Here is a 24,643-nt window from a genome sequence, read left to right on the forward strand (position 1 = left end):
TTCGTCCGGCTATGCGATGCCATATGTATATATACGCGCGTGTACCGAATTCATGCTCCGGCCGTGGAAGCCCCGCCATACGAAACGGACGATTCGGGAAGGAATCGTCCTAAAGTCTTGTTAGCTTGCCGCCGCTCTCAAATAATATGGGGGATCGGCCAAACGACAGGCGTCACCGTAATCTGCTCGTTCAGCCAAGATTGGGCAATCTGCTTGAACATAACCGGGTCGCCGCTGCAAAAAAATTGACGGACCGGAGTCGAGTCGGTACCGGCCAGCATCCCCTGATGATCCAATACGGCGCTGATTTCCCTTGCCGTCTCTTCCGCCGAGCTGATCAACGTAACCTCAGGACCCATTACATCGGAAATCGCGTCCGCCAAAAACGGATAATGGGTACAGCCCAGTATCAGGCAGTCCATCGGCCGGTTCTTCAGCCCCTGGAGCGACTGATAGACGATCGCCCGGGTCTGTTCCGTATAAAATTGCCCTTTCTCTACCAGAGGAGCAAACTGCGGACACGCTTCGCTGAACACCCGGGTTTGCGGAGCCATCTGGCGCAGCGCCTGCTCGTAGGCGTTGCTCCGGATCGTGCCTTCCGTTCCGATGACCCCGATCACCCCGCTGCGCGTCGTTCTGATAGCAGCGCGCGCACCCGGATGAATAACCCCGACCACCGGAATCGTAAGCCGGGTGCGGATCTCATCCAAAGCAACCGCTGTTGCTGTGTTGCAGGCGATAACTACCATCTTCGGTTGAAATTGCAACAAAAAATCGACGATTTGGTGAGTAAATTGCACGACTTCTTGCGGGTCTCTCGGGCCATACGGGGTCCGGTCCGTGTCCCCGAAATAAATGATGTTCTCCTGCGGGAGCTGACGCACAACCTCTTTCACAACCGTCAGGCCGCCTACTCCTGAATCCAAAATCGCTATCGCTTGCTGCACAAGTTTTCGCTTCCTTTGACTGAGGATTATGAAACGCTGCATGACCTCTAATAGAGTATGATGGTAGAAGCAGAAAGGTACCAAGCGAACGCACACGCGCCAGCCTCGAATTCGCCCTTTATGCAAGCTTTCCGCGCGCCTGTTTTATTCCTCCAAGAAGCAGCTCCCGAGATAACAAAAGCTCCCCGAAGGCAGATTATCGCCTTGGGGAGCCGAATCGTTATTTAGACGAATTTGGGAAGCCAACTGCCGTGAGCTTCGATCAGATCGTCGCACATCGCGACAATATCGTCCATGGACAGCTCCGCCGCCGTATGCGGATCGAGCATCGCCGCGTGGTAAATATGCTCCTTCTTGCCGGTGACCGCCGCCTCCAGGGTGAGCAGCTGCGTATTGATATTGGTGCGGTTGAGCGCCGCCAGCTGCGGCGGCAGATCGCCGACATATGTCGGAGTGACGCCGCTCGCATCGACCAGGCAGGACACCTCGACGCAAGCTTCCTTCGGCAAATTCGTAATGAGCCCCGTGTTCATGACGTTGCCGCCGATTTTGAACGGATTGTTCGTCTCCATCGCGTCAAACATATAGGAAGCGTATTCCTTGGAACGCTTATGCTCCAGATTTTTGTTGTTAACGAGCTCCTCGCGCATCGTTCTCCATCTCTCGATTTGCCGAACGCAGCGGCGGGGATATTCGTCGAGAGGGATGTTATACCGGTCGACCAGCTCAGGATAGTTTTTCTTGATAAAATACGGATGGTACTCGGCGTTATGCTCCGAGGATTCGGTGACATAGTAACCGAAGCGGAACATCAGCTCATAGCGTACCATATCGCTATGCTTCTCCCGCTGCTTTTCCCGGGCGCGTCGCTTAATTTCCGGATACAGATCGACGCCGTCCTTGGTTACCTCCAGCAGCCAGGCCATATGGTTGATGCCGGCGATTTTCCACTGCACGCCCTCGGATTCCATCTCGAGGTTCTTGAACAGATGGGACACGCAGCCCTGCACGCTGTGGCACAAGCCGACCGTCTTGACGCCGCCGTACGTATTCATCGCATTGGTCAGCACCGCCATCGGGTTCGTGTAATTCAAGAACCAGGCGTCCGGGCATACCTCCTGAATGTCCTTGGCGAAATCCAGCATGACCGGGATCGTGCGCAGATTGCGGAAAATGCCGCCGATGCCGACCGTATCGGCAATCGTCTGGCGCAAGCCGTATTTCTTCGGAATTTCAAAATCCGTAATCGTACACGGATCGTAGCCGCCCACCTGAATGGCGTTCACGACGTACTTGGCCCCGCGCAAAGCCTCCTTGCGGTCGGTATACGCTTTCACGACGCAGCTGCTGCCTGCCGATTGCTTCAGGTTATTCAGCATGTTCTCCGAATCTTTCAGACGCTCCAGATCGATGTCGAACAACGCGAGCTCAAAGCCCTGCAAGGACGGCGTCATCATGCAATCTCCCAGCACGTTCTTGGCAAATACGGTGCTTCCAGCTCCCAGAAAAGTAATTTTGGACATAAATTCCAGCCTCCCGGTTCCTTGAATGAATTCTCATTGCTTACTTAGACTATACTCCCGGGCAGGCTGGATGCATATGGAGACAAACCACTTTTGCATGGAGAAATGTAGTTCGTTACGTTTGCGGATTCGACCGCACCGCCAGCATCAGCAGGATCATCAACACCGTGATCAGCACGAACGCCGTCAGCGCCAGCAGAGGGATCGTAACAAAGCCGAACCAATCGATATAATCGACGTCGCACGGAACCGGACCGCACGCCGTCGCCCCGTCCTTGAACCATGAAGTCTTCTGCATCAAGTAATGATAGAGCGAGATGCCCGCCCCCCATACGCTTAGAGGCAGGACGTACACATAATGCCGCACATCCTTGCGCACCGCCGCTATGCCGAGTATAATCACGAGAGGATACATCAGAATGCGCTGATACCAGCAGAGCTTGCAGGGTAAAAAATGCATAATTTCCGAGAAATACAAGCTTCCGAGCGTAGCTGTCAGCGCTACAACCCAAGACAGATGTAGTGCGTTATCTTTCATCCATCGATTCATTCGCAGTCGTTCGCTCCTATAATCTTGAACTAATTTTTTCCTTCTATCATCATAACAAAAGATGACGAGGTGTTCCATATGAAGGAATCCTACCATTCCGTAGCGTTCAATTCGCAGCCGGGCAAAGGAGAATTGGCCGTTCTGTTCAGCGGCCATTCCCAGACGAAGCCGCGGCACCGGGTCGGCCCCCAGGTGCTCGATTATCATCTTGTTCATTATGTCGTCTCAGGCCGCGGCACGTTCCGCTGCATGGGGATCGACTACGATTTGGAGCGGGGCGACAGCTTCTTCATCTTCCCGGGAGAGCTCGTCAGCTACGAATCGGACGAGGCCGACCCGTGGTGCTACCGGTGGATCGGGTTCAAGGGTCCGAGGGCCGACGAATATTTGAGCGGTCTCGGCATCTCCCAGCATCATCCGGTCGCTTCGACGAAGCAGCATCGCAGAATGACCGCCTTGTACCATCAAATCGAACGGACGCTGCACAAGTGCCCGCCTCATGCAGATATGCAGTCTCAGGGCTATATGAGACTCGTTCTCGCGGAATATGCCGAGGATTTAATAGAGGAAGCCATTCCGAAGAAGGAGGCCCCCGGCATCCAGCAGCAGGTGGAGCAGGCGATCCGCTGGCTGACGCTGCAGTATCATCAGCCGATCTCGATCGAATCGATGGCCCAGACGCTCGGCTACCATCGCACCCATCTATCGAAAATGTTCAAGCAGCATACCGGAATGGCCCCTATGAATTTTCTGTTGAAAATCCGTATGGAACGGGCCAAGCTGCTGCTCCATGAAGCTTTGACCGTCGAGCAGGTCGCTTCTTCCGTCGGCTTCGGCGATCCGCTATATTTCTCCAAGCAATTCAAGAAATGGTACGGACGCTCTCCGTCCGAATACCGCCAGGATCAAACGACGAATCCGTACGATTGCAGTCAATGAAATACGCGTGAAAAAACGAGACTTTCTTTCCATGTATAGGAAAGAAAGTCTCGCTGTATGTTAACCTGCCGCGCGCCTCATACTGAAAAACTGTACTCCACCGGCGATGAGCTATGAGAGAGCATGTCCCGCCATTGCGGCTGCGGCACCACATCCACGACGGCTTTAACGGCAATTTTCGAAAAGTCGAGCCCCGGCACCTGCTCCATCGTCAGCCTGTCGCTCATTATCCGGCCAAGCAGGCCGGGGAACTTCTCCTCCATCTGCTGTAGCCGGTACAATCCGGTTTCGAAATCTTTACGCGAAGCGTTGACCGAGCCGAGCACGCATTTATTTTCCAGCACCAGCTCCTGATTGATCGCATCCGCCGGCACCTGCAAGCTGCGGCCTCCCGGCGTCACGCCGAGCAGCGCGAGCACGCCGCCGGGTCCGAGCGCCGTCATCGCTTCGAATGCGAGCGGGCTGTAGCCCGTGCATTCGTAGATCATGTCGACGCGCTTGCCGCGCCGCTGCAGGAAGCCGCTGAGCGTCTCAGCGCTTCCTGTGCCGCCGCTGCCTGCGTCGCCGGCCTCATCCGCCTGCCGGAACTCGGCCCCGCAGGCGCGAACGAGCTCCGCCGCCGGACTATCCGCCGGCGACTTGGACCAGACGACGGTGTCGAGTCCGAGACACCGGCTCGTCAGGGCCGCCAGCAGGCCGAGCGGCCCGGAGCCGAGCACCAGCACCGTCTTGGGCTGCCAGATCAGCCGCTGCTGGATGCGCTGCACCTGGTCCCATACTTTCTCGACGATGCTTTGCGGCTCGGTCAGCACGCCGTAGTCCAGACAAGCCGGCGGCACCTTGACCAAGTACCTCGCATCCTCCGCATAATATTCGCTCAAATAACCGTCGCGGCCCTTAATGCCCCGCTCCACATAATGACCGGTTTCGCAGAAGTCGGAATGCCCGCTGCGGCAGTTGACGCATTCCGGGTCATTGCACGGTCTGCGCACCAGCGCGCATACGAGATCGCCCGCCGCAAGTCCCGAAGCCTCCCCGGCCTCCACGACAACGCCGAGCGATTCGTGGCCGATCGTGAGCGCGTCTTTCCCTTCCGGGGGTACGCCGTACTTTTCGGTCATCAGCTCCCGGTCGGTGCCGTCGAGGCCGACGCATAATACTCGCACCAGCACCTCCGACGGATACTTGAGCTGCGGACGCTCGGTCTCGGTCAGCTCCAGCTTGACGGTTTCGGCAGCCTTCGCCTTGACCTCAGGCCCGTCCCCGGCCGGATCGCGCTTTCCTTGTCCTTGTCCCGGGAGCCCGCCTGGAGCTGCCGTCGCCGCCTGCAAGCCCGTCAATCTCACCGTCTTCATCATCGCGGGCCTCCCGTCGTCTGCAGCAGCTTCGCGTCGCTAATATCTTCCTTGCCGCGGCCTTTATTTTTCAGCTGCTTCAGCTTGGACATATACTCCTGTACGACCTTGACAAAGGAAGCATGGGACCATGTCAGAGGAGAGACCGATAGCGGCGCGCCCGTAAACGGATGCACCTGCTCCGCCAAAATTCCGGTCGGCAGCGCGTGCTTCATCGTCCAGCGGATCATCTCCGCGGCTTCCTTCAGCTCGGATTCCTTCTTGGCGACGGCGATGACCCATTCGGCATACCAGAGCGTGCATATGAACCAAGGGTTACCCGGCACCTTGCCGATATCTTTGGTCACTTGATGATAATAATCGTTCGTATAGCGGCCGATGCCGCCGACTTCGGTCTGAATCCACAGCTGCTGCCGAATCGCCTTCATCGTCGCCGTAATGCGCGGATCGTCCGCGGCGAACATTTCAAAGTCGAACAGCGCATACAAGCTGGCATCGAGCGTCAAATCCGGCTCGTACGTATTCTTGTCGCGATTCCAATACAGCGACCTGATGAACCGTTTCTCCTGCTCGGAGTACATATGCTTCTCGACGGCCGATTTGACCGCTTGAGCCGCATCGCGGTAATACATCATCCGCGCCTTGTCCCGGAAATGCTCGGCGAATTTGCTGGCCGCCAGCAGCCCGGCATATACGCTCGCTACGGTAAATGCATGAACGCCGTAACGCTCCTCCCACAGATCGTAGGAAGGCAGCGGAAGCCCCGACGCATCCTTGTAGCTGGCTAGAAACCCGGCCGCCGGAACGACGAATTGATCGTAATCCTCGCGGGCGTCGTCCAGCGTCTTGCCCAGCTGATGATGATGCCACATCGCAAACAGCACCAGCGCCGTTTCATCCTCTTGAATCGGCAGCTGCTTCTCCCCGGCCGGATTGATCCACGGATGCCAGCTGGAGCCCGCCGAACCGTCCGGGTTATATTTGTGCTGCAAATATCCTTCCGGAGTAATCGCCCGCCGGCAAAATTGAAAAAACTTGCTCGTCAGCGATACATACCCGGAGCGGTCCAAAGCATGGGCGATCAACGCCCCGTCGCGCGGCCACATATACGAATACGTGTCGCGGGCGAACTTCAATATATCCGAATCGTTGGCCGCTACGATTGCTCCGCGGTTATCCATATTCGTGCGTACGACAAGCAGACTTCTTTTGTAAAAAGACGCCATATCCTTATCGATCAGGCTCAAATCGTGACGGTCCCGCGCCAGCCAGTGAAGCCAATAAATGTAGGTCCTCTGCAGCATAGCCTGAGGCCCCGTTTCCCTGACGCTCTTCTCCGTCCTGGCGATTTCCTGAGGACTCCTCGCGAAGCAAATCCAGAACCACGCCTCCGCCGATCCGCGGGCAGGCAGCTTCACTTCCAGCTCGATCGTGCCGTCGACCGAGCCCTGCGCAATCGGATTGCGTCCGAGCTGGCCGTCCTCCGCATCTCTCCAGGTTCCTTCTAGTCCGTTCATTTCCTTCTGGCCGATCGCGTAGCTCGTGCAGCCGGCTTTCTTGCTGTCGGGCCCGCCGCAGCAGGACAGCGACATGTAGCGGTGGCCTTTATAGAAAACAAGCGAACCCAGATCCGGATCGTAATAGACCGTGTCGCCAACCCCGTTGCCGTATAAATGCAAGTCCAGATGGAAGTACAGCTTGACCGTCCGCTCGCGGTCCCATTTGTTCTCCAGCTGCACCTTGCGCACGAACACATTCTCCTGCACATCCACTCCGTCGCGCAGCGTCATCTTCAGCCCTAGCCGCGCATGTTCGCCTGCCACCTGGGTTACCATCGAGTCGTTCAAATAGGAGGCGCTTTTTTTGAAATCTTGATGATCAATCCAGAAAAAATCTTCCGGCGTCCACACGCCGAAATGGGACAGGTGGTCTGCCGCTTGATTTTCCTGACCTACATAAGGGAAATAAATATCCCGCAAATTATAATGGGTGTCGAAATTCACCAGCACATTCCCGTTGCTAAGAGGTAAGTCGCGTGCCATCCTTAGATCCTCCTTCCTATCTCTCTCTAATTTCCCCGCATCCGGGCCTAAATTATGCAGCGGCGGCTCCTTTCCCGGCAACAAAAAAAAGCATGACGGGTTCCCCGCATGCTTCTTCCTGTTCAACCTTATTCATTGTCTTCATTTGCGCTTTCGGCCGTGCTTGACAAGCGTCATTCGCCGGGAATGACGCAGCCACGAATAATACGCTTTCAAATCCCTGAGCTGGATATCCTCCGATATTTTCCCCAGGAAAGTAACCACGACCATTTTATGTAGAGGATTTCCGGCGATATCCGTCTCTTCCTTGATAGTCATAAATTCGGCGACCATGACCAAGTCCTGGTCAATCAAGTAAACGTCCTTTTCATTCTCGTAATAAGGCTGAACCCGTGCGAATTTCAAGGCGTCCCATAGAAAAGCACAAATATGCTCAATCCCGCCTTGATCGCTTTCCACTCGTTCCGACCACCGGGACAGGGCATGGCTGGTAATGACGATGTCCGCGATTTTATATCCGTTAAATTCAACATAAAAGGGTTCATAAGTGCTCCAACGGTTCATGATCTTATCTCTCATCTTCATGATCCCCCTTCATGATGTAGTCTCTCTGTCCCTATATTAAATGTAGTATTTATACTACATGCCGTCAAGAATTACTTTATTTTATTAATTATTTTTTAGGAAGATTCCTCTTATGTCACATATTTTTTTCTTTTGCTATTTCCTTTACCGAATTTGTCCTTTAAAATAACGATAAGAGAGGTGATTACAGTGGGACATCCCATCCCTGAATTTGGTAAATTTTTAGAAGGCTTGCGAGGGACTATGTCGCTTAGAGAGGCAGCCAAGAAAAGCGGCCTGTCGCATGCCTACATTCGCGATCTGGAGCTGGAGAAAAACCGCTCCACCAATGAGAAAATCACTCCATCACCCGATACCCTGAAAAAATTATCCGCGGCATACGATTATCCTTATACCGAACTGATGATTAAAGCCGGGCATCTTATGGAGCAAGACATCGCCGGAACTCCAACACCGAACATACAAATAGATTTGAACTACGTTTTCTATATTGAAGTGGGCATGAAAGAAATTATATATTGCAATCAAAACTCCAAGGTGACGCGCAGCATCGAGTCCCTGCGAGATTTCAGCGAGTTTCTTGATATGTTGGACGAGCATGAATTCAGGAAAGTCGACGCCGACATCTACGCCAACTTTCAACAGATCCGCAAATACGACGATCGTAACGGCAAGCTGTATTTCGATCTTAAGGGAGAAGGGATCTTCGTATCCATGTCCGCCCTGCGACAGCGTAAGTACCACGATCTCATTCTTCGCAAGATTGCCAACAACAACCAAACCAGTCTGGAATTCTCTTTCGGCAAAACCAGCAATATGAACCCGTCTTTTGTCAAAGGTTAGCATCCTACTACACTTAACAATCCAGAAGGACTGACGTTAATGCCTTGGTTTCAACTCGGACTTTATTATTTTGCGGCCTGGCTGTGCTTGTTGTCGTTGGGATTCGTCTTGTTTCGGTTCCCCCTTCGGCCTTACGCAGTGCAGTTGGTCTTATCGGCGCTTTTATTGACATATATATCAGTCCTCATCCGCCAATACGATAAAATTTATCTCGTTGCCACCGTTCAGCCTATTTGTGCGATTCTGTGCTATAGGCTGATTTTTCGTCTGCGCTTGTTGTACTCTGCGATGATTACGGTAGTGGCTTATTCGATTAACTTCATTCTTGAATTTCTGTTGAATATGGCCTTTGTTCAATTTCAGATCGGCCGTTTTCTCGTTGTTATCAAGGACGGCTCTTTCGCCGTCGCTGTGCTGATCTTATTTATCGACTTGCTGCTATGTTACTTGCTCAGTAAGTACCGGATCGGATTCTCCTTTATTCCCAAGCATAACCGCGGCAAGTTCGTATATTCAGGACAAAACAAGCAGCTTATGACTGCTTTTGGCATAGCTTTAGGGGCCTTATTGGTGTCCAGCCTAACTATTTTTTTCATTGCTGAATACGCTTTTTATTTTCAAGTCCTGGTCGTCATCTTATGGGGAGTCGTCCTGCGGATGGCGTATCAGAAAGAAGTATCCGATTAGTTGATTGACGTATAGATCACAGTGTAGGTATATTGTATATATTGTAAATATGTCCCGTTCCTTGTCGATGGAGGGAGTTTTATGGAACAGTTCAAACTTGTTGTAATATACCTCGTTTACTGGCCCTCCGTGCTGGTGCTGGCTTTAACGCTATTTCGCTGCAAGCCCCGCAATTACATAGGCCAAATCATTTTTAGCACGATCATGCTGGCTCAAGTGTCTATTTTGATTCAAAGCTTCGGCTTTATTTATTTGCTTTCGATCGTGCAGCCTATTTGCATGTTTTTATGTCTTTGTCTCTTTTTCCGTTTGCGTATGATCCAAGCGCTGCTCATGGTTGTTATCGGGTTTGGTTTCAATATTGTCATTGAATCCCCTATGACGCTGATGCTCTCCAAGTTCAATTACGACGCCTTTGTCCAAATGTCCAAAAGTGTATCCGTACTTCCGGCCATTTTGCTATGCTTGATCAATTGCTGCCTGGCCTATTTGTTGAGCAAATTCCGAATCGGGTTTTCGTTTATTTCAGCGAATCGATTTCATAGACAAGCTCGATATCCTGCCAAGTTTTATTGGATGATTCTGGCCGGCTTCCTTCTTATCGGCTTTACCAGCTTCTCCATTATGTTTCTAGAGAAAATCATTATGCTTTCCATCTTTATTACTTTATTTACGATTGGCAGTATTCTGCATTTCTCCTACATGAGGGAAACGGCTGATTGAGTTTAAGGGAAAATAAAGCTTAACTCGTTGCGAAAAAGTTCATCCTATTTGCCGATACAATGCGGCTCTTATCGATGGAGGGAGTTTAATAGAACAGCTCAAACTCGTTATCATCTATCTTGTTTATTGGCCCTCCATGCTGCTGCTTGCTTTAACGATTTTTCGCTGCAAGCCCCGCAATTACGTAGGACAAATTATTTTTAGCACGATCATGTTAGCTCAAATATCTATCTTGATCCAAAGCTTCGAGCTCGTTTATTTATTATCGGTCATACAACCTGCTTGTATGTTTTTATGTCTTTGTCTCTTCTTCCGTTTGCGCGTGACGCAGTCTTTGCTTATGGTAGTGATTGTTTGCGGCTTTAACATCGTCATAGAGTCGCCTATCACGCTTTTGCTCTCCAAGTTTAATTATGATGAATTTGTGGAAATGTCCAAGAACGTATCTGTCATGTCGGCCGTATTGCTATGTCTGGTGAACTTTAGTTTGTCCTATTTACTAAGCAAATTCCGAATCGGCTTCTCATTTTTCTCTGCTAACCGCTATACTAGGCCCGCTCAGTACCCGGCAAAGTTTTACTGGATGAACATCGTTGGCTTTTTACTCATTGGCTTCACCAGCTTCTCTATCATGTTTCTGGAGAAAATCATTATGCTATCCATCTTCATCACTTTATTTACGGTCGGCAGTATTTTGCACTTCACCTATATGAAAGAAACGGCTGATTGAACCTAAGGAGAGTAAGGTATGCAGCATTTGAATATGATATTGATTTATTTGTTTTACTGGCCTTCAGCGCTTTTACTTTGTCTTACCTCGTTCAGATTCAAAATACGTTACTACACCCGACAGATCGTGCTTAGCACCTTAGTGATGACGCAATGCTCCGTTCTTCTACAGTCATTTAAAGCTGAATTTCTCATGTCATTGATTCACCCGATCTGTCTTCTAATGTGCATTGTCTTTTTCTTTAGGTTAAGATTCGCACACTCTCTGCTGATTGCAGCAATTACTTTTTGTTTTAACATTGTTCTAGAATCGACCTTAAACTTCTTTCTAGCTAATTTTGACTACATAAAATTTGTTGAAATTTCCCGAAATGACTACATGATTCAAGGATTTATTTTAGCATTCACAAATTACGTTTTAGCCTTTCTATTACATAAGCTGAGAGTTGGCTTCTCCTTCATTTCATCCAACCATACAAATTATAAAGTAGAGGCGTTTCCAAGAAAGTTAATTTTCACAACGGTGGCCGGATGTATTATCATGACATTTACTAGCTTCTCTATTTACTTTTTTGCCAAATTGATCATGTTGATTATTTCTATTACTTTCTTCGTATTAATCGGTATCGTGAACTTATCTCATGAAAAAGAGTTAGCGGACTAGCAAAAGATTTATCACCTACTAATTATTCCAATGTTTAATTATGATGAATTTGTGAAAAATTCATTTTGTCCTATTTGCTCAATGAATTCCGAATCGGCTTCTCATTTATCTCTGCTATCCGCTATACTAGGCCCGTTCAATATCTAGCAATTTATTGAATGATTACCATTGGCTTTTTACAGCTTCACTAGCTTCTCCATCATGTTTCTGGAGAAAGTCATTATGTTATTCATATTTATAACATTATTTATTCTGCATTTAACTTATATGAAAGAAACAACTGATTGATGCTAGAAAGGAATTAAACCGATGCCACAATTAATACTCATTTTGGTATATATAACTTACTGGCCTTCTGTTCTTTTAATTAGTATGGTTTTATTTAGAATCAAACCGCGACATCATATTCGTCAAATTATTTTGAGTACCTTGCTACTAACTCAAACCTCAATATTGCTACAAACATATAAAGCGGAATTTTTATTGGCTTTTATCCAGCCTATCTGTCTTATGACATGCATCTTCTTTTTTTATAAGCTAAAGATTATTCATTCGTTCATTGTTGCAGTAGTAACTTTTGGTTTTAATTTAGTAATAGAGTCTGCATTTAATCTTTTCTTAGCCAATTTTAATTACATAGAATTTGTAAAGATATATCAGAATGATTATGCTATTCAAGGTCTTATTTTAACTTTAATTAATTGTGGAGTAGCATTATTATTACAAAAATTAAGGCTAGGCTTCTCCTTTATCTCTTCTCACCCCCTCAACTCTAAGAGTAGTTTATATCCCAAAAAAATAATCCTGAATTTCGAAAGCGCATAAGAATGCGGTGGCGATCATCCAGGAGCGGATCAACAACTGTGAATAAGTGGGAGTGGGACCAGCGAAATTTTGAAACCAATATCCACATGGGGATAACTCCCCCCTCCCCAGAAAAGGGGCATTGTTGTTTTCCATGTGAAATGTTGGAAGCCGTCACTCCAATTGAACCACTTTGGCTTCGATTCGTTTCCATGCATGACGACCGTCGAAATCCTTGATCAGCTTGAGCACGACCGCGCGACTATGCCGAACAAGCGTCGCCGCGCAATGAAAGAACTCCAGTCGGAATCTTGCAATCGTATAACCCTGATGCATCGGTTCGCAACAATCGCGCTTAAAGCGTTCGAACAAATTGTAGGCCAGCAACTTGATCAGCAGATCGACTTCATTCGCTTCAAAATCACTGGTCGCGATCCGGTCCATGGAAAAACCGTCTTTCGCCTCTTTGATGTAATTTTCCATGCAGCAACGCTGGTTGTAAAAGCGCCATAGGTCAATTGGTTCCCACTCCAGGTTGGTTACAATCGCTTCATACTGCCAGTCCTCGTCGAATACGATGCGGCCTTGACCGTCTTCGCAGACTTGCGTCTTACGAATGACCGCTACGCGACGGGGCTTTTTCCAGGACGTAGCTTTGTAAATCAAAGTGATGCCCTCGATGATCCAGTCCTCGTCGACATAGCGCGTCCAGTAGCGACAAGCCGCCACGTCGCTTGCGAGGCGTTTGGTCCATTTCATTTTGCCGACGTAACCGATCTTGCGGCCTTCCCACAGTTGGTAGAAATCCTCGCCGCCAAAGCCTTTGTCGAACCGGGCGTACGCCACTTGGCGCTCGCCGAGCAGTGCGAAGGTTTGCTGCAAAAAGTCGATTGCGTCGGTTGAAGAATGCGTGTTGCCGGGGCGAAGCCTCGCATTCAGATTCAAGTGGGTTTGCCCTTCAAAAGCCAGCAACGGATGGTAGCTGTTTCGTCCGGGCTTATGCGGATTGGTGCCTTTGGCCGCGCCGGCCTGCTCCCCGTATACCGTCTCCACCGAGGAGTCCAGATCAAGGATTGGCTTGGACGGCAAGCAGAGATGAATGATTTCCATATTCAGCTTGCGCAGTTCCGTCGGGAGCTGCGGGCAGGATCTGCCCAGACGCGCGAGCTCCTTGTACAGCAAACTGTGATGCGGCAGACGGCCTCCCAGAAAACGACAAAGCAACACATCGTGCTGTAACTTGCGGAAATGAAAAATACGCCCGCAGCCCAGCATCCAGCCAACCATTAGATAGAGCAGGATGCGATGAACAGGAAAAATGGCGTTGTGCGCTTTGCCGCCGGAAAGGCGCTGCATGGCCTCGGCGAGCTTGATTTTTTCGAGATAGGCCAAAAAGATTTTGACGCCGCCGAAACTCGTGGCGTTCTGCAGCGAAAATTCGCTCTTGATTTTGCTGACCGGTGTGGTAGACTTCACCTAAAAGGTGCTCCTCTCTTTGGGTGATGTTGTCCTGGACAAACACCATTCTACCAAAGATTTGGAGCCCTTTTTATGTTTTTAATGCGCAGTACTTTCGAAATTCAGGATAATTATTATGGTTTTAACCGGCTGTGTTTTACTAGCTTTCACTAGTCTTTCTATATATTTTTTCGAAAAATTCGTTATAGTATGTGTTACTCTTACTTTTTTTATATTAATTGGAGTAATGAACTTCTTATACGAAAAAGAATTGACAGACTAAATATAAACTAATTCTTTAGTAGAATAGCTTAAGTGATATTTGTCACACAGGAACACATTTACTTTTTGATAAAATAAATTATATTATTAATACGGCAGGAATTTTGCAGAACTCGAAAGTAGGATTGACATGGCAACCTTCTCACAAATCCCCGTATAAGGTAAATTAAATGGAACAGACTACTCTTATATTATTACACTTATGTTATTGGACCTCGGTACAGATATTAGGCCTCAGCATATTTCGTATTAAGCCGAGGCAGCATATCAGGTCTATAGTCATTAGTTCATTCTTACTTTCTCAAGTCTCACACTTGCTTCAATCGTACAAAGTCGTATTCCTTATTTCGACAGTTCAGCCATGCTGCTTCTTTATTTGTCTATATCTTTTGTATAAATTCAGACCGTTATATTCCGTCCTGATTGTATTTATAGCTTTCGGAACTAATATGATGATCGAAAATATCTTCAATCTATTTATCACTAAATTTGATTTCATCCAATTCATAGAGCTAACGAAAAATGACTACATACTTCAAGGCTTGATGCTTTGCATAATCAATGTCATCTTCTCTTGTATCCTAATTCAAACAAGAATCGGTTTTTCATTCATTGATCCTTTTAAAGCGCGAAAGCAAAGGACAGTTATTCCTAAAAACATGAGATTAGCCCTTCTTCTCGGGTATATAGCCATGTGTTCAGTAAGTGCTATCGTCATGTACTTCGACAAAGCATATTTGTTACTGCTTACCGTATCTTTATTTATCTTAATAACGATCGTGAACTTTGCATACGAAAAAGAAATGGCCGAGTGATATAATACACCGAAGGGGAAGTCATAATTGGAAAGAAAACACATCTTCACTCTACTGATTTTTTATCTTTTTGTAGGTCCTGGACCGATCTTGTTTTTTCTGAATAAATATACCGTATCCTTTGCCTCCATTTTAAGTTGTATAGCTATTTTATGGTTGTTTCGAAAAGAACTCCTGGCCGTGGATTTTAATGGTATATTAAAAAATCCAAAACTCTATACAATATCGTTTCATGGTTTGAAGTATTGCATTTTTGCCCATGCCATAACATCATTCTTATTTGAAACCCCGAATATTTTGACGGATGACTTAATAAGCGGTTACTTAATTATGCCGTTCTACGCGATTGTCATAGCCCCTATAATTGAAGAAATAGTTTATAGAAAAATTATTTTCGGGCTTCTTGAGAAAAAATTCGGCTTTTGGATTGGCGCAATCGTCTCATCGCTAATTTTTGCGGTAGGACATTTAAGTCCAGAAAGAGGGTTGGCTTACTTCTTATCCGGAATATCGCTTTGTTTCATTTATAAACAAAGCGGGACTTTAGCCTCATCTATCCTAGTTCATGGAAGTTTGAATTACATTTCTTTACTGGTCAGGACAATAAAGGGTTAAGGTAGGAATAATACACTAGAAAGCGCTTTAAATTCGACATTTTTCTACTTGTTAAGTTAAGAATAGTGTATTAAACTAACTACATTGGACTTATATTTCTTGGAGCAAAGAAATCCAAATACTTTGCATAATGAGGTATTTTAAATGCAGTCATTAATTAAAATCTTATTTTCTTCAATAGAATTTTCAGCGGCTATGTTATTTTGTCTCTCATTATTTCGCATTTACTTTCGTTATTCACTACATAAAGTATTTATTATTGCAGTAATAATGTCAGTAATATCGATTTATATTAGGGAATTTTTGGAGCAGGTACAATTTGGTGTTCTTCCAGTAATAGTCATTCAAATAGTACTCATAACACTTTTTTTCAACCTTCCATTAATATTCTCATTTTTAGTATGTATTATAGGCACACTAGCAGTAGTAACTATTGAAGGTTTAGTCATTGCAATCGGTTCTAATTTTTCAGTGTTTAATGAACAAGGTTTAATAAATTCAACGGTACAATTTATTTGCTTCGAATCAACTGTAACCCTGATACTGCTCCTTTTGATTTTCCCTTTACAAAAATACAAATTAGGTTTTCACACAACTTCGAATGATGCTTTAAAAGGATATAATTTTTATTTATCTGGATTACTAATAATTGGAATAGTGGCCATTGAAATTGAACAGATAGCTTTTAAGAAATCTGCAGTCCATATCATTTTACCTATAATAATTGGATTTATTTTTCTAATAGGGGTTTACCTTGCCTATCAGCATAATAAAAGACTATGGGCAAAAAGACGTGAAAGGTTGTCAAAAAAATGAATTTTATTGATCGCTCAGCTGAAAACATTGCTAGGTCAATAAGAAATAATTACTCGCAAGCTGGTTCTGAAATAGCTTTAAAATATGCATTGTCCCTACTTATAAATTCATTCATTGCATTTACAACTGCAATTGTTTTCTGCGTATTGACAGACCACTTTATCGAAGCTTTGATGGCTATAGTTTCGTTTATTGCCTTAAGATATTTTTCGGGCGGTCTACACATGTCGTCTTCCTTATCATGTTGTTTGCTTACTATTTTTATTATAATATCAGCAGCTCATATTTCTTTTAATTACTCATTTTATTGTAGTATTATTGATATTTTCTCGGCTCTTATCTTATTAAAAACAGCACCAAACGGTATTGAGCATATTAGTAAAATAAATCCTAAATACTATCCTCTCCTTAAATTAATAGCTGTGTTAATAGTTTTAGCTAATCTTTTTTTTCAATCTACAGTTATGACAGCAGCTTTTTTTTGTCAAGCTTTGTTGACCACTGAATTTTCTTATAGAACGAGAGATCACTTTGAAGGGAGAATTTCAAAATGAAAACTAAAATTGCAATCATTGCCAACACTGTTTTAATGATTCTTGCTTCAGTTTTTGTAACTACAAACTCGTATATTGGCCACCGCCCAGAAACGCCAATGGAGCTTCTCAAGAAAAATAAATAAGCTGATTCTGTCGGCTGTCAAACGAGAGTTTGGCAGCCTATTATCTATCCTTCTCTTATGGAGCTGAGACCTATGCAAAAAATCCCCGTGACTCGTGACGGGAAGAGAGGGTCGGAAGTCATCATTATAGATTCGAGCAGTGTAGTCAAAATCGACAAGATTCGCGATCGGGAAATTATCATACACACCAAGGATCAACACTATTATCTTGATTTTTCCTTCGATAATTTGGAAGAATGGCTGTTCGAGGATGGTTTTCGGCTTCTGGATAGCGCAAATATAGTCAATATGAACCATGTCGCAGACTATGATCCCAAGAAAGGGATCGTATATCTAGGAGCCTCCGACAGCAAGCATCCCAAAACCGCTTCAGCCGCGCGCATCCACAAAGAACACATCGAGAACGTAACGCAGTTGCTTAGGACTGCAGACCCCTCCTACGCTGACCATAATCCCTTACATCATGATGAATTGTTTGCACGTATTATTAGCGAAACCCGAAACGATCAGTTTCTGCGCTCGTACGCGACGATTCGTGCCATGAATGAACGGAAGCGCGCCGAGGAGAAGATCGCGCATATGGCTTATCACGATTCGTTAACTCATTTGCCGAACCGTTTATATTTTGACGATCGTCTCAAGGCTTGTCTGGATGAAGCCAGCCGTCACGGAGGAAGGTTGGCTATTCTGTTTTTTGATCTGGATCGGTTTAAGGTAATTAACGATACGCTCGGCCATCACATCGGGGATCAACTGCTGGTAGGCTTGGCTCACAGGCTTCAAAGCTACGTTAACAACCATGATGTAGCCGCCCGCTTCGGCGGGGATGAGTTTATGGTCCTGCTGTCCGGGAATGCGCATATGCGAGAGGCGGCCCAATTTGCGGAAACAATTAAGCTGCTGCTGAAAGAGCCTTTCCTGATAGAAGACCACGAATTGTTCGTCACGGCCAGCATTGGAATCAGTCTATATCCCGATGACGGCACCGATGCCGAAACTTTGCTGAAGAATGCCGATAATGCCATGTACCGCTCCAAAGAGAAAGGTGGGAATTCATATCATTATTATCACCCGGATATGAACAAACGGTCCTTACACAAGCTCAATCTGGAAATCCATCTCCGCAAGGCGTTGGAGCGCGGCGAATTCCGGCTGCTCTATCAGCCGTTAGTCGATTTGAAAAACGGTACGATACGCGGCATGGAGTCCCTGGTTCGATGGCAGCATCCCGAATGGGGCATGATATCGCCGGCTGAATTCATTCCGCTCGCCGAAGAGACCGGCCTCATCGTTCCGATGGGAAACTGGATCTTGAAGCAGGCCTGTCTTCAGAACAAAGCATGGTTGGAGCAAGGCTACAATCCGCTCTGCGTGTCCGTGAATATATCGGCCATTCAATTCCACCAGCCGCAGTTCGTATCCGTCATTGAAGAAACGCTGCAGGAGAGCGGGCTGGACCCCGGGTTGCTTTGTCTGGAAATTACCGAGGGAGTCGCGATGAACAGCGGCCCGCATGTGATGGAAACGATGGATAAGCTGAAGAGTCTCGGCGTTCGCATCTCTATCGACGATTTCGGTACCGGTTACTCATCGCTCAGCTATTTAAAAAGATTCCGTGTGCATACGCTCAAGATCGACCAATCGTTCATCCGCGACGTCACTTCCGACGAGGACAATGCGGCTATCGTGACGGCTCTGATCGCCATGTCCCGCCAGTTGAAGATTACGTCGCTCGCCGAAGGCGTCGAGACGAGGGAGCAATTGGAATTTCTGCTAGCCCAGGGCTGCGATGAAATTCAAGGCTATGTGTTCAGCAAGCCGGTTTCGGCTCAAGAATTTGAAGAGATGATCCGGCAGAATAAACAGTTATTTTTAACCAAATAGAGGAAAAAGTACAGTGGATAACTGAAACTTTTTCCTCTTTTTTACGTTTATAAGTATAGCAATCCAAATTTTTGAAGGGAACGAAACCATGCCAGCTAATCTATCGAGCAGCACGAAGACGGCACAGACCAAAGTAACGGTCAAAAAGCCCAGTCCCCGCGCCTCGAAAAAAAAGAAAAAACGAACTTCCGCTCTAGTGACTCTATTCTTCTATACGCTCTCCATTCTCATGATGTTCGGAACGGCATTCAGTTTATGGTTCTTCCTTACCGAATCGGGAACCAACCTCCGCTATTTGATGGCGGATACGTTGATTTCCACACAGCATCGCCATTGGGCCGCCTATCTGATCGGCGAGACGGAGCTGACGAAACGCGTCGACCGCTATTGGAAGCAGTTCGATACTTATACGGAAGTAAAGGATGAGCGTCTGGTTCATCTGAATACGCCGGAGACGACCCCGGTCAAAGCCGCAGAGAAAAAACCGCTCGTGGAGATCGAACCTATCGAGGGCAAAAACTTCAAGGGCAAGCTGCTGATCGTCAACGATCCCAAAAGCTTGCGAATTGCAGTCCCCGGAAAAGTCGGCAAAGGCGAGAAAGTTTCTTCGATGGTCAAACGGCTTGGGGCGGTAGCCGGAGTCAATGCCGGAGGCTTCGTCGATCCCGAATGGATGGGGAACGGCTTCCAGCCTACGGGGCTGGTCATCTCCGGAGGCAAGATCTATTATAACGACGGCGGCATGAACACGCCGAACCATATCGTCGGCATCGATAAGGACGGCCGGATGATCGCCGGCAAGTACAAGCCAACGGAGCTGCTGCAGATGGGTGTGCAGGAAGCGGTCACCTTCGCCCCGCGCTTCATCGTCAACGGCGTCGGACAAATCAAGAACCAGGCGGACGGTTGGGGAATCGCTCCCCGCACCTGCATGGCCCAGAAGGAAGACGGCACGATCATGTTCGCCATTATCGACGGCAGACAGCCCGGACACAGCATCGGGGCGACCTTGTACGATATTCAAAACATTTTCCTGGAGCATGGCGCGATTACCGCCGCCAACTTGGACGGAGGGTCGTCTACGGTACTGGTGCATAACAACGAGATCATTAACAAGCCGGCCAGCGAATACGGCGAACGCTATTTGCCTACGGCTTGGCTCGTCTTCGACAATCCGCAATCGGTGACGATCAAGAACATTTGGGAAGGGCTCGACCCGAGCAAGATCGACCCGTCCAAGTGGTGACGCATATAACCCTAACAGGCCCCTTCGCATGAAGGGGCCTTTATGGGCTGCCAAGCGGATGCCTGGAACCGGGCGCCCGTAGAACGCTTATATGACTGCTGCAATGCGCCCCAGCTTATCGCCGTTATCTCTTATCCTCGGGAACGTCTCGCGGCTTAAACCGGACGCTGGCCCGCTTGGATCGGTCAGCAGCTTATTGCTGCTCTTCGCCCTCGATCACCGTTGCCGCCACAGGCACTTCGGCCGCTTCGTCGGCCTTTCCGTTTTTCCAGGAAAGCGCCTTTTCCTTCACTTTGCCAGCCCATTCGGAAGTTTGGTTGCCGATCAGCTGCGTCTTTTCGGATAGGGTGCCTGCCAGCTGCTTGGATTTATCCGCTACCGTCCCTGCCACTTGCTGCGTTTTTTCCGAGACGGTATGAACGCCTTCAGCCAAATCCGCTCTCAGCTCGCGCCCCGATTTGGGAGCCAGCAGCAGGGCGGTCACCGCTCCCAGCACCGTACCTACTACAGCTCCGACCAGCAAGTCTTTTCCTTTTTTATCAGCTGCCATCCTGTTCATCTCCTTCATCAATCTTGATCATTCGTCAGGCGTGCCCGTCTTGGAGGGTTTCTGCGCTTGCCACCTTTGCCACAGCTGGATTCCGGTCGTCGTCAGCTCTATAAGGTCCTTCACCGTATCCTGCCGGGTATGTAGCGTTTCCCTGGCCTCCAGAACCGTATCCGACAGCGTGCGGGACACCAGCTGCACCGAACGGGAGAGACTGCTGGCCGCTTCCCCTGTTCGCTCCATCGCATCCACAAACCCGTCGGTCGCCTTCATCCTCCTCTGTACATCCTCCAGCACTTCCCTGGAAAGGCGTATCGTACGGACGGATTCCTCCGCCGTCAGTTCCAGCTTCTCCTGCATGCGGTTTAGCGTATCTTGCGCCTGCCGCATCGCCTGGCGGGATTCCTTCAGCAGGAAGATCAAATAGCCGGCCAGCACGACAAAAGCCAAGGAAGCCAAGCTAATGCTGATTTGCCACATCACGCTCCGACACCTCCTCCCAAGCGGCAGCTTTCCTAGACGAATGCCTATGGAATAGTACATTATAAGTAGCTGACCTTCATTTTGACACTGATTCTTGAAAAAAAAACAGGCTGTCGGCCGCGAATCAGGGCGGACGAAGGCGATTTCATCCCTCGACATTTTTTAAATTCTATGAGCTCTATCGCAGCCTTTTGCCCTTCTTCGACAGCCCTTTAAGGGCATTTGGAGCCGTAGATGACCGCTGCGGCAAGCTTGCCGCTCTTTACCGGAGCCGTTCGGACATCCCCTTCTCCCACTGCGCCGGTATCGAAACGCTTACTTCTCCCCCTGCTGTAGTTTGTCAGCGCTTTATTCGCTATGGACGAGCATTTTCCCAGCCCTTTTTCGCTTTTATCGGTTGCTGAAAGTTTATGTCTGAAAAAACTTTTGCCATTCGACACCGAACGATAAAACCTCTTATTTTACATTCTTTCATAAATTTGCATAATCATATACAATTTTTATTGCTGTCCTAGATACACGACAAACTATTTTCATAACGAAAGGGTTGTTTGGAACTGGTGAATGTTTTGACTTACGAGACACTGTTGCTTGCTGAAAGTCAGTGCATCAATGCTCAAGATGCCATCGTTGTCCGCTTGCTGCTTGAAGGAATCGAGGTGCACGAAATTGTCTATTTGAAAGCCGATTCGCTCGACCTGGAGAGCCGCACTTTGACCATCACGGATTCGTATGGAATAAAAAGAAGACAGGGCGTCAGCCCCCGCACCGTTCAAATGTATAAGAGGGCGCTCCTGCAAAATCAGTACATCGCCGATCAGCGAAGGTCTAATCTGAAGGATAACGGCTATTTGATTAAAGCAACGTTAAACGATTATATTGCGCATGAGAGCATGATTCAGGAGATGGATTCGGTGATCCTGCGCACGATATACAGAAGATTTCGCGCATTATCCGAAAAATTAGAGCTTCCGGAGCTTGCATATTTGACTACACTCAAATTAGAATTGAATCATGTAGTCATCGCATAATATAGTAATAATTCGCATAAGAGGGGGCCTCGCTCCTCCTCTTCAGGCGAATCTACGACGCTGTATTTTTCGGAGGAGCTTATGACAACCAACAATCAGGAAAAACGGGACTTGGAACGCGCCGCCGTCAAAATCTGGATCGATATTTACAACCGGAATCACGATAACAAGCTTCGCCTCCTGTACCAGCGGGAGCGTCCCGACGCCGTCATTCAAGATTCCCGTCAGCGGCTGATGGGCGTAGAGATTACCCATTTATTTTATGATTCGGAAGAAGCGAAAATGCTGCTGGGCCGCTCCCAGACGAATACGCACAGCAACGAAGTCGTCGAGATGCTCGTAAAGGAATTGAATAACCGGATTCGAATTAAAGAGAGCAAGATCGATACGTATGCCTCCGACTATCCGATATCCCTCCTTATCCGCAACGCTTCGCCGGCATTTGGCATGTCGGATATTTTGGCCGTCAAGCATCTCATCTACAAACCGCGGGGCAAATTCGTCCAAGTCTGGTTTCTTTCGCGGGACGGCAACAACGAATGGCTGAGCTTGGACCTGAGTACGCTGTAGCCCTACCGCTTTGCCTTCCCCTTCACATCTCCTCTAAACGCCGCGTCATTATTATGAAGCTTCTCCTTCCGCATGTACACAACGAAAAAAGGCTGACGACCGCACGCGGGCAGCCATCAGCCTTGTCTTGTCTTCAATCCCTGATACTTTTATTCAACAAACCCCCGTTCTCCATAATGAGCCGGTCATCGATATATACATTCGGTTTGGTAACGACTCCGTCAATATGGACGCCTGCGGCGATCGTTCCGCCGAACGTATTGTTGCTGCCGAACGCGACATGGATCGTGCCGTATACTTTCTCGTCCTCCAGCACGACGCCGGTGATGCGGGCTTTGTCGTTCGTACCGATGCCGAATTCGCCGAGCTGTCTTCCGTCGCCGTCGCCGAGAATTTGCAACAGCCGCTCCGCGTCCGCTCCTTCGGCCTGCGTAATGCGTCCTCCGGCTACAGTAACCAGCAGAGGCGACTGCAGCTTGCCGATACCGGCTACCGATCCGTCGATGACGATCTGCCCTTCAGCTTGCCCTTCCACCGGCGCAATGTACGCCTCTCCCGACGGCAGGTTGCCGGATTCGCCCGGATTCAGGTACATGCCCGTGCTCGGAACGCCGTTTCTTCCGGCAATCGGGAACGACAGACTGCGGCCGTCCTTCTCGATTCTGACCTTCTCGCCCTTCGTCAGCATGTCCGTTACTTTCTCCGTCAGCGCTTTGACCTGGACATAGTCGGCGCTGATAGCGCCCTCCAGGAACATATCCTCGGTGATGCCCGGCATTGTAGCGAGTCTGGTTCCCGCGGCGGCCGCTTGCTTGCGCGCCTGCGTATGCGTCAAGGAATGCTTGGTCACGCAGACGACCACATCCGACTCCGCCATCGCTTTGGCTATGGGCGCCGGAGGCTCTTCGCCCGATTTGGCCCGTTCCTTCATCACGACGAGCATCGCTTCGGCGCCAAGCTGCTTGCCCGCTTCATACAGCGACTCGGCCAGCTCCTTCTTCACATCGTCCGCAACGACCAGAAACGTCTCGCCTTCCTTCAGGCCGAGGCAGCTTCGCAGCACATTTTTACTGATTTCCGTTAACTTCGCATTCATCGTTTGTCATCCCTTTGCGATTTCAGTGATTGAGTGATTTCCGCAATTTCAGATCATTTCCGATACTAATTTTGCCATAATCGCATTGGACAATACAACCGGCAGTCCGGAAGTCTTCGCGACAAGCTCTCTCGCTTCCTCGGTGTATCCCATGCAGTCCAGCACGATAATATCGACGGTATCCTTCAGCTCGGTCGCCGCTTGCCGGAAATTGTCCAGATTATTAATATACGGCGACGCGACGGAGAACAGCGGATCGAGTCCGAGCGGAGAATATTTCGGTTTCAAATTTTCCTTCTGCTCGATTAAAGGCACGATCACGCCCAGACGGCGGGAGCCGACCATCGCTTTGACGGTAGGCGGAATAATATGATCCGGTTCGATCAAATAGGAAGTCGCTGTCGTAAGTCCCGGAAATACCCCCGTGCAAAGAAGCAGTATTTGCTTAATGCCGCTTTGCTCCAGCTCATTGATTTTGTTTTGCAAAATCGGCTGAATTTTTTTCCGCGACATCACCACCGAATCCCCGGTCGTCAGACGGGAGGTCAGTACGTAATCGCCCTCTTCGGGAAACAGATTCTCTTCAATATATGCCTTGGTCATCCCGTCCAGCACACCGACTTGAACGAGCTCGGCGCGGCCTTCCAAATATTTCTCGATAATCGGCGCAACGTCGGTTCTCGGCGCCTGGCCGATCGTAATCATTCCCAGCTTCTCCATCCGAATCGCC

24 protein-coding genes are annotated in these 24,643 nt (G+C 48.3%); 13 read left to right on the plus strand and 11 right to left on the minus strand.

The window, feature by feature from the left end:
- Nucleotides 1–137 precede the first annotated feature (137 nt).
- The 3 genes from racE to SK3146_RS10195 all read right to left on the minus strand — a co-directional run bounded on the left by racE (nucleotide 138) and on the right by SK3146_RS10195 (nucleotide 3,020).
- Nucleotides 138–947 (minus strand): glutamate racemase, encoded by an 810-nt coding sequence (gene racE, locus SK3146_RS10185; protein ID WP_249864969.1) that lies wholly within the window; start codon nucleotides 945–947, stop codon nucleotides 138–140.
- A gap of 224 nt (nucleotides 948–1,171) precedes the next feature.
- Nucleotides 1,172–2,470, minus strand: a complete 1,299-nt coding sequence (locus tag SK3146_RS10190; RefSeq protein WP_249864970.1) for an alpha-glucosidase/alpha-galactosidase — start codon at nucleotides 2,468–2,470, stop codon at nucleotides 1,172–1,174.
- Between the two features lie 115 nt (nucleotides 2,471–2,585).
- Nucleotides 2,586–3,020, minus strand: coding sequence for a disulfide oxidoreductase (locus tag SK3146_RS10195; protein WP_249864971.1), 435 nt, complete (start codon nucleotides 3,018–3,020; stop codon nucleotides 2,586–2,588).
- Nucleotides 3,021–3,098: 78 nt separating this feature from the next.
- Here SK3146_RS10195 and SK3146_RS10200 point away from each other — a divergent pair, with 78 nt between their 5' ends.
- A complete protein-coding gene (locus tag SK3146_RS10200) occupies nucleotides 3,099–3,959 on the plus strand; it encodes an AraC family transcriptional regulator (RefSeq protein WP_249864972.1) in 861 nt (286 codons plus the stop codon).
- A 77-nt stretch (nucleotides 3,960–4,036) separates the two neighbouring features.
- Here SK3146_RS10200 and SK3146_RS10205 read toward each other — a convergent pair whose 3' ends face one another.
- From SK3146_RS10205 to SK3146_RS10215, 3 genes are all read right to left on the minus strand, one after another.
- Nucleotides 4,037–5,317, minus strand: a complete 1,281-nt coding sequence (locus SK3146_RS10205; protein WP_249864973.1) for a glucose 1-dehydrogenase — start codon at nucleotides 5,315–5,317, stop codon at nucleotides 4,037–4,039.
- Nucleotides 5,314–7,356, minus strand: a complete 2,043-nt coding sequence (locus tag SK3146_RS10210; protein WP_249864974.1) for a glycoside hydrolase family 15 protein — start codon at nucleotides 7,354–7,356, stop codon at nucleotides 5,314–5,316. Before SK3146_RS10210 ends, SK3146_RS10205 begins: the two co-directional genes overlap by 4 nt.
- A 141-nt stretch (nucleotides 7,357–7,497) precedes the next feature.
- The gene (locus SK3146_RS10215) at nucleotides 7,498–7,935 is read right to left on the minus strand and encodes a hypothetical protein (protein ID WP_249864975.1); all 438 of its coding nucleotides are present in this window, start codon (nucleotides 7,933–7,935) and stop codon (nucleotides 7,498–7,500) included.
- Between the two features lie 195 nt (nucleotides 7,936–8,130).
- Here SK3146_RS10215 and SK3146_RS10220 point away from each other — a divergent pair, with 195 nt between their 5' ends.
- The 4 genes from SK3146_RS10220 (at nucleotide 8,131) to SK3146_RS10235 (ending at nucleotide 10,924) form a co-directional block, all read left to right on the plus strand.
- Nucleotides 8,131–8,784 carry a helix-turn-helix domain-containing protein gene (locus SK3146_RS10220; protein WP_249864976.1) on the plus strand — a complete coding sequence of 218 codons (654 nt, stop codon included), beginning with the start codon at nucleotides 8,131–8,133 and terminating at the stop codon, nucleotides 8,782–8,784.
- Between the two features lie 288 nt (nucleotides 8,785–9,072).
- Nucleotides 9,073–9,471: a hypothetical protein gene (locus SK3146_RS10225; RefSeq protein WP_249864977.1), complete on the plus strand. Its 399-nt coding sequence runs from the start codon at nucleotides 9,073–9,075 to the stop codon at nucleotides 9,469–9,471.
- An 81-nt stretch (nucleotides 9,472–9,552) separates the two neighbouring features.
- Nucleotides 9,553–10,194, plus strand: coding sequence for a hypothetical protein (locus SK3146_RS10230; RefSeq protein WP_249864978.1), 642 nt, complete (start codon nucleotides 9,553–9,555; stop codon nucleotides 10,192–10,194).
- Nucleotides 10,195–10,534: 340 nt separating this feature from the next.
- Nucleotides 10,535–10,924, plus strand: a complete 390-nt coding sequence (locus SK3146_RS10235; RefSeq protein ID WP_249864979.1) for a hypothetical protein — start codon at nucleotides 10,535–10,537, stop codon at nucleotides 10,922–10,924.
- A 1,641-nt stretch (nucleotides 10,925–12,565) separates the two neighbouring features.
- Here SK3146_RS10235 and SK3146_RS10240 read toward each other — a convergent pair.
- Complete coding sequence (locus SK3146_RS10240) at nucleotides 12,566–13,867, minus strand: IS1380 family transposase (RefSeq protein WP_024982794.1); 1,302 nt, start codon at nucleotides 13,865–13,867, stop codon at nucleotides 12,566–12,568.
- Between the two features lie 1,106 nt (nucleotides 13,868–14,973).
- On the opposite strand from SK3146_RS10240, the gene SK3146_RS10245 reads away from it, so the two are divergent.
- The 6 genes from SK3146_RS10245 to SK3146_RS10270 all read left to right on the plus strand — a co-directional run bounded on the left by SK3146_RS10245 (nucleotide 14,974) and on the right by SK3146_RS10270 (nucleotide 20,186).
- Nucleotides 14,974–15,561, plus strand: coding sequence for a CPBP family intramembrane glutamic endopeptidase (locus SK3146_RS10245; protein ID WP_249864980.1), 588 nt, complete (start codon nucleotides 14,974–14,976; stop codon nucleotides 15,559–15,561).
- Nucleotides 15,562–15,705: 144 nt separating this feature from the next.
- Nucleotides 15,706–16,377, plus strand: coding sequence for a hypothetical protein (locus tag SK3146_RS10250; protein WP_249864981.1), 672 nt, complete (start codon nucleotides 15,706–15,708; stop codon nucleotides 16,375–16,377).
- The gene (locus SK3146_RS10255; protein ID WP_249864982.1) at nucleotides 16,374–16,931 is read left to right on the plus strand and encodes an accessory gene regulator B family protein; all 558 of its coding nucleotides are present in this window, start codon (nucleotides 16,374–16,376) and stop codon (nucleotides 16,929–16,931) included. The genes SK3146_RS10250 and SK3146_RS10255 overlap by 4 nt, the downstream gene beginning before the upstream one ends.
- Nucleotides 16,928–17,056, plus strand: a complete 129-nt coding sequence (locus SK3146_RS10260) for an AgrD family cyclic lactone autoinducer peptide (RefSeq protein WP_249864983.1) — start codon at nucleotides 16,928–16,930, stop codon at nucleotides 17,054–17,056. The genes SK3146_RS10255 and SK3146_RS10260 overlap by 4 nt, the downstream gene beginning before the upstream one ends.
- Nucleotides 17,057–17,128: 72 nt before the next feature.
- Entirely contained in the window at nucleotides 17,129–18,940 is a 1,812-nt protein-coding gene (locus SK3146_RS10265; RefSeq protein ID WP_249864984.1) for an EAL domain-containing protein, read from the plus strand.
- Nucleotides 18,941–19,028: 88 nt separating this feature from the next.
- A complete protein-coding gene (locus SK3146_RS10270; RefSeq protein WP_434006869.1) occupies nucleotides 19,029–20,186 on the plus strand; it encodes a phosphodiester glycosidase family protein in 1,158 nt (385 codons plus the stop codon).
- 193 nt (nucleotides 20,187–20,379) lie between these two features.
- Here SK3146_RS10270 and SK3146_RS10275 read toward each other — a convergent pair whose 3' ends face one another.
- Both SK3146_RS10275 and SK3146_RS10280 read right to left on the minus strand, forming a co-directional pair.
- Nucleotides 20,380–20,736 (minus strand): YtxH domain-containing protein, encoded by a 357-nt coding sequence (locus SK3146_RS10275; RefSeq protein WP_249864985.1) that lies wholly within the window; start codon nucleotides 20,734–20,736, stop codon nucleotides 20,380–20,382.
- A gap of 27 nt (nucleotides 20,737–20,763) precedes the next feature.
- The gene (locus SK3146_RS10280; RefSeq protein ID WP_249866256.1) at nucleotides 20,764–21,213 is read right to left on the minus strand and encodes a DUF948 domain-containing protein; all 450 of its coding nucleotides are present in this window, start codon (nucleotides 21,211–21,213) and stop codon (nucleotides 20,764–20,766) included.
- 572 nt (nucleotides 21,214–21,785) lie between these two features.
- Between SK3146_RS10280 and SK3146_RS10285 the strand changes: the two genes are divergently transcribed.
- Together SK3146_RS10285 and SK3146_RS10290 are read left to right on the plus strand one after the other, a co-directional pair.
- Nucleotides 21,786–22,247, plus strand: coding sequence for a hypothetical protein (locus SK3146_RS10285; protein WP_249864986.1), 462 nt, complete (start codon nucleotides 21,786–21,788; stop codon nucleotides 22,245–22,247).
- Nucleotides 22,248–22,328: 81 nt separating this feature from the next.
- On the plus strand, nucleotides 22,329–22,817 hold the full coding sequence (locus SK3146_RS10290) for a hypothetical protein (protein ID WP_249864987.1): 489 nt from the start codon (nucleotides 22,329–22,331) through the stop codon (nucleotides 22,815–22,817).
- Nucleotides 22,818–22,950: 133 nt separating this feature from the next.
- On the opposite strand, the gene SK3146_RS10295 is transcribed toward SK3146_RS10290, so the two are convergent.
- Together SK3146_RS10295 and SK3146_RS10300 are read right to left on the minus strand one after the other, a co-directional pair.
- Nucleotides 22,951–23,913, minus strand: coding sequence for an aminopeptidase (locus SK3146_RS10295; protein WP_249864988.1), 963 nt, complete (start codon nucleotides 23,911–23,913; stop codon nucleotides 22,951–22,953).
- A gap of 48 nt (nucleotides 23,914–23,961) precedes the next feature.
- Nucleotides 23,962–24,633, minus strand: coding sequence for an AroM family protein (locus SK3146_RS10300; RefSeq protein ID WP_249864989.1), 672 nt, complete (start codon nucleotides 24,631–24,633; stop codon nucleotides 23,962–23,964).
- Between the last annotated feature and the right edge of the window lie 10 nt (nucleotides 24,634–24,643).

It is taken from the genome of Paenibacillus konkukensis, assembly GCF_023523925.1.
Classification (GTDB): domain Bacteria; phylum Bacillota; class Bacilli; order Paenibacillales; family NBRC-103111; genus Paenibacillus_S; species Paenibacillus_S doosanensis.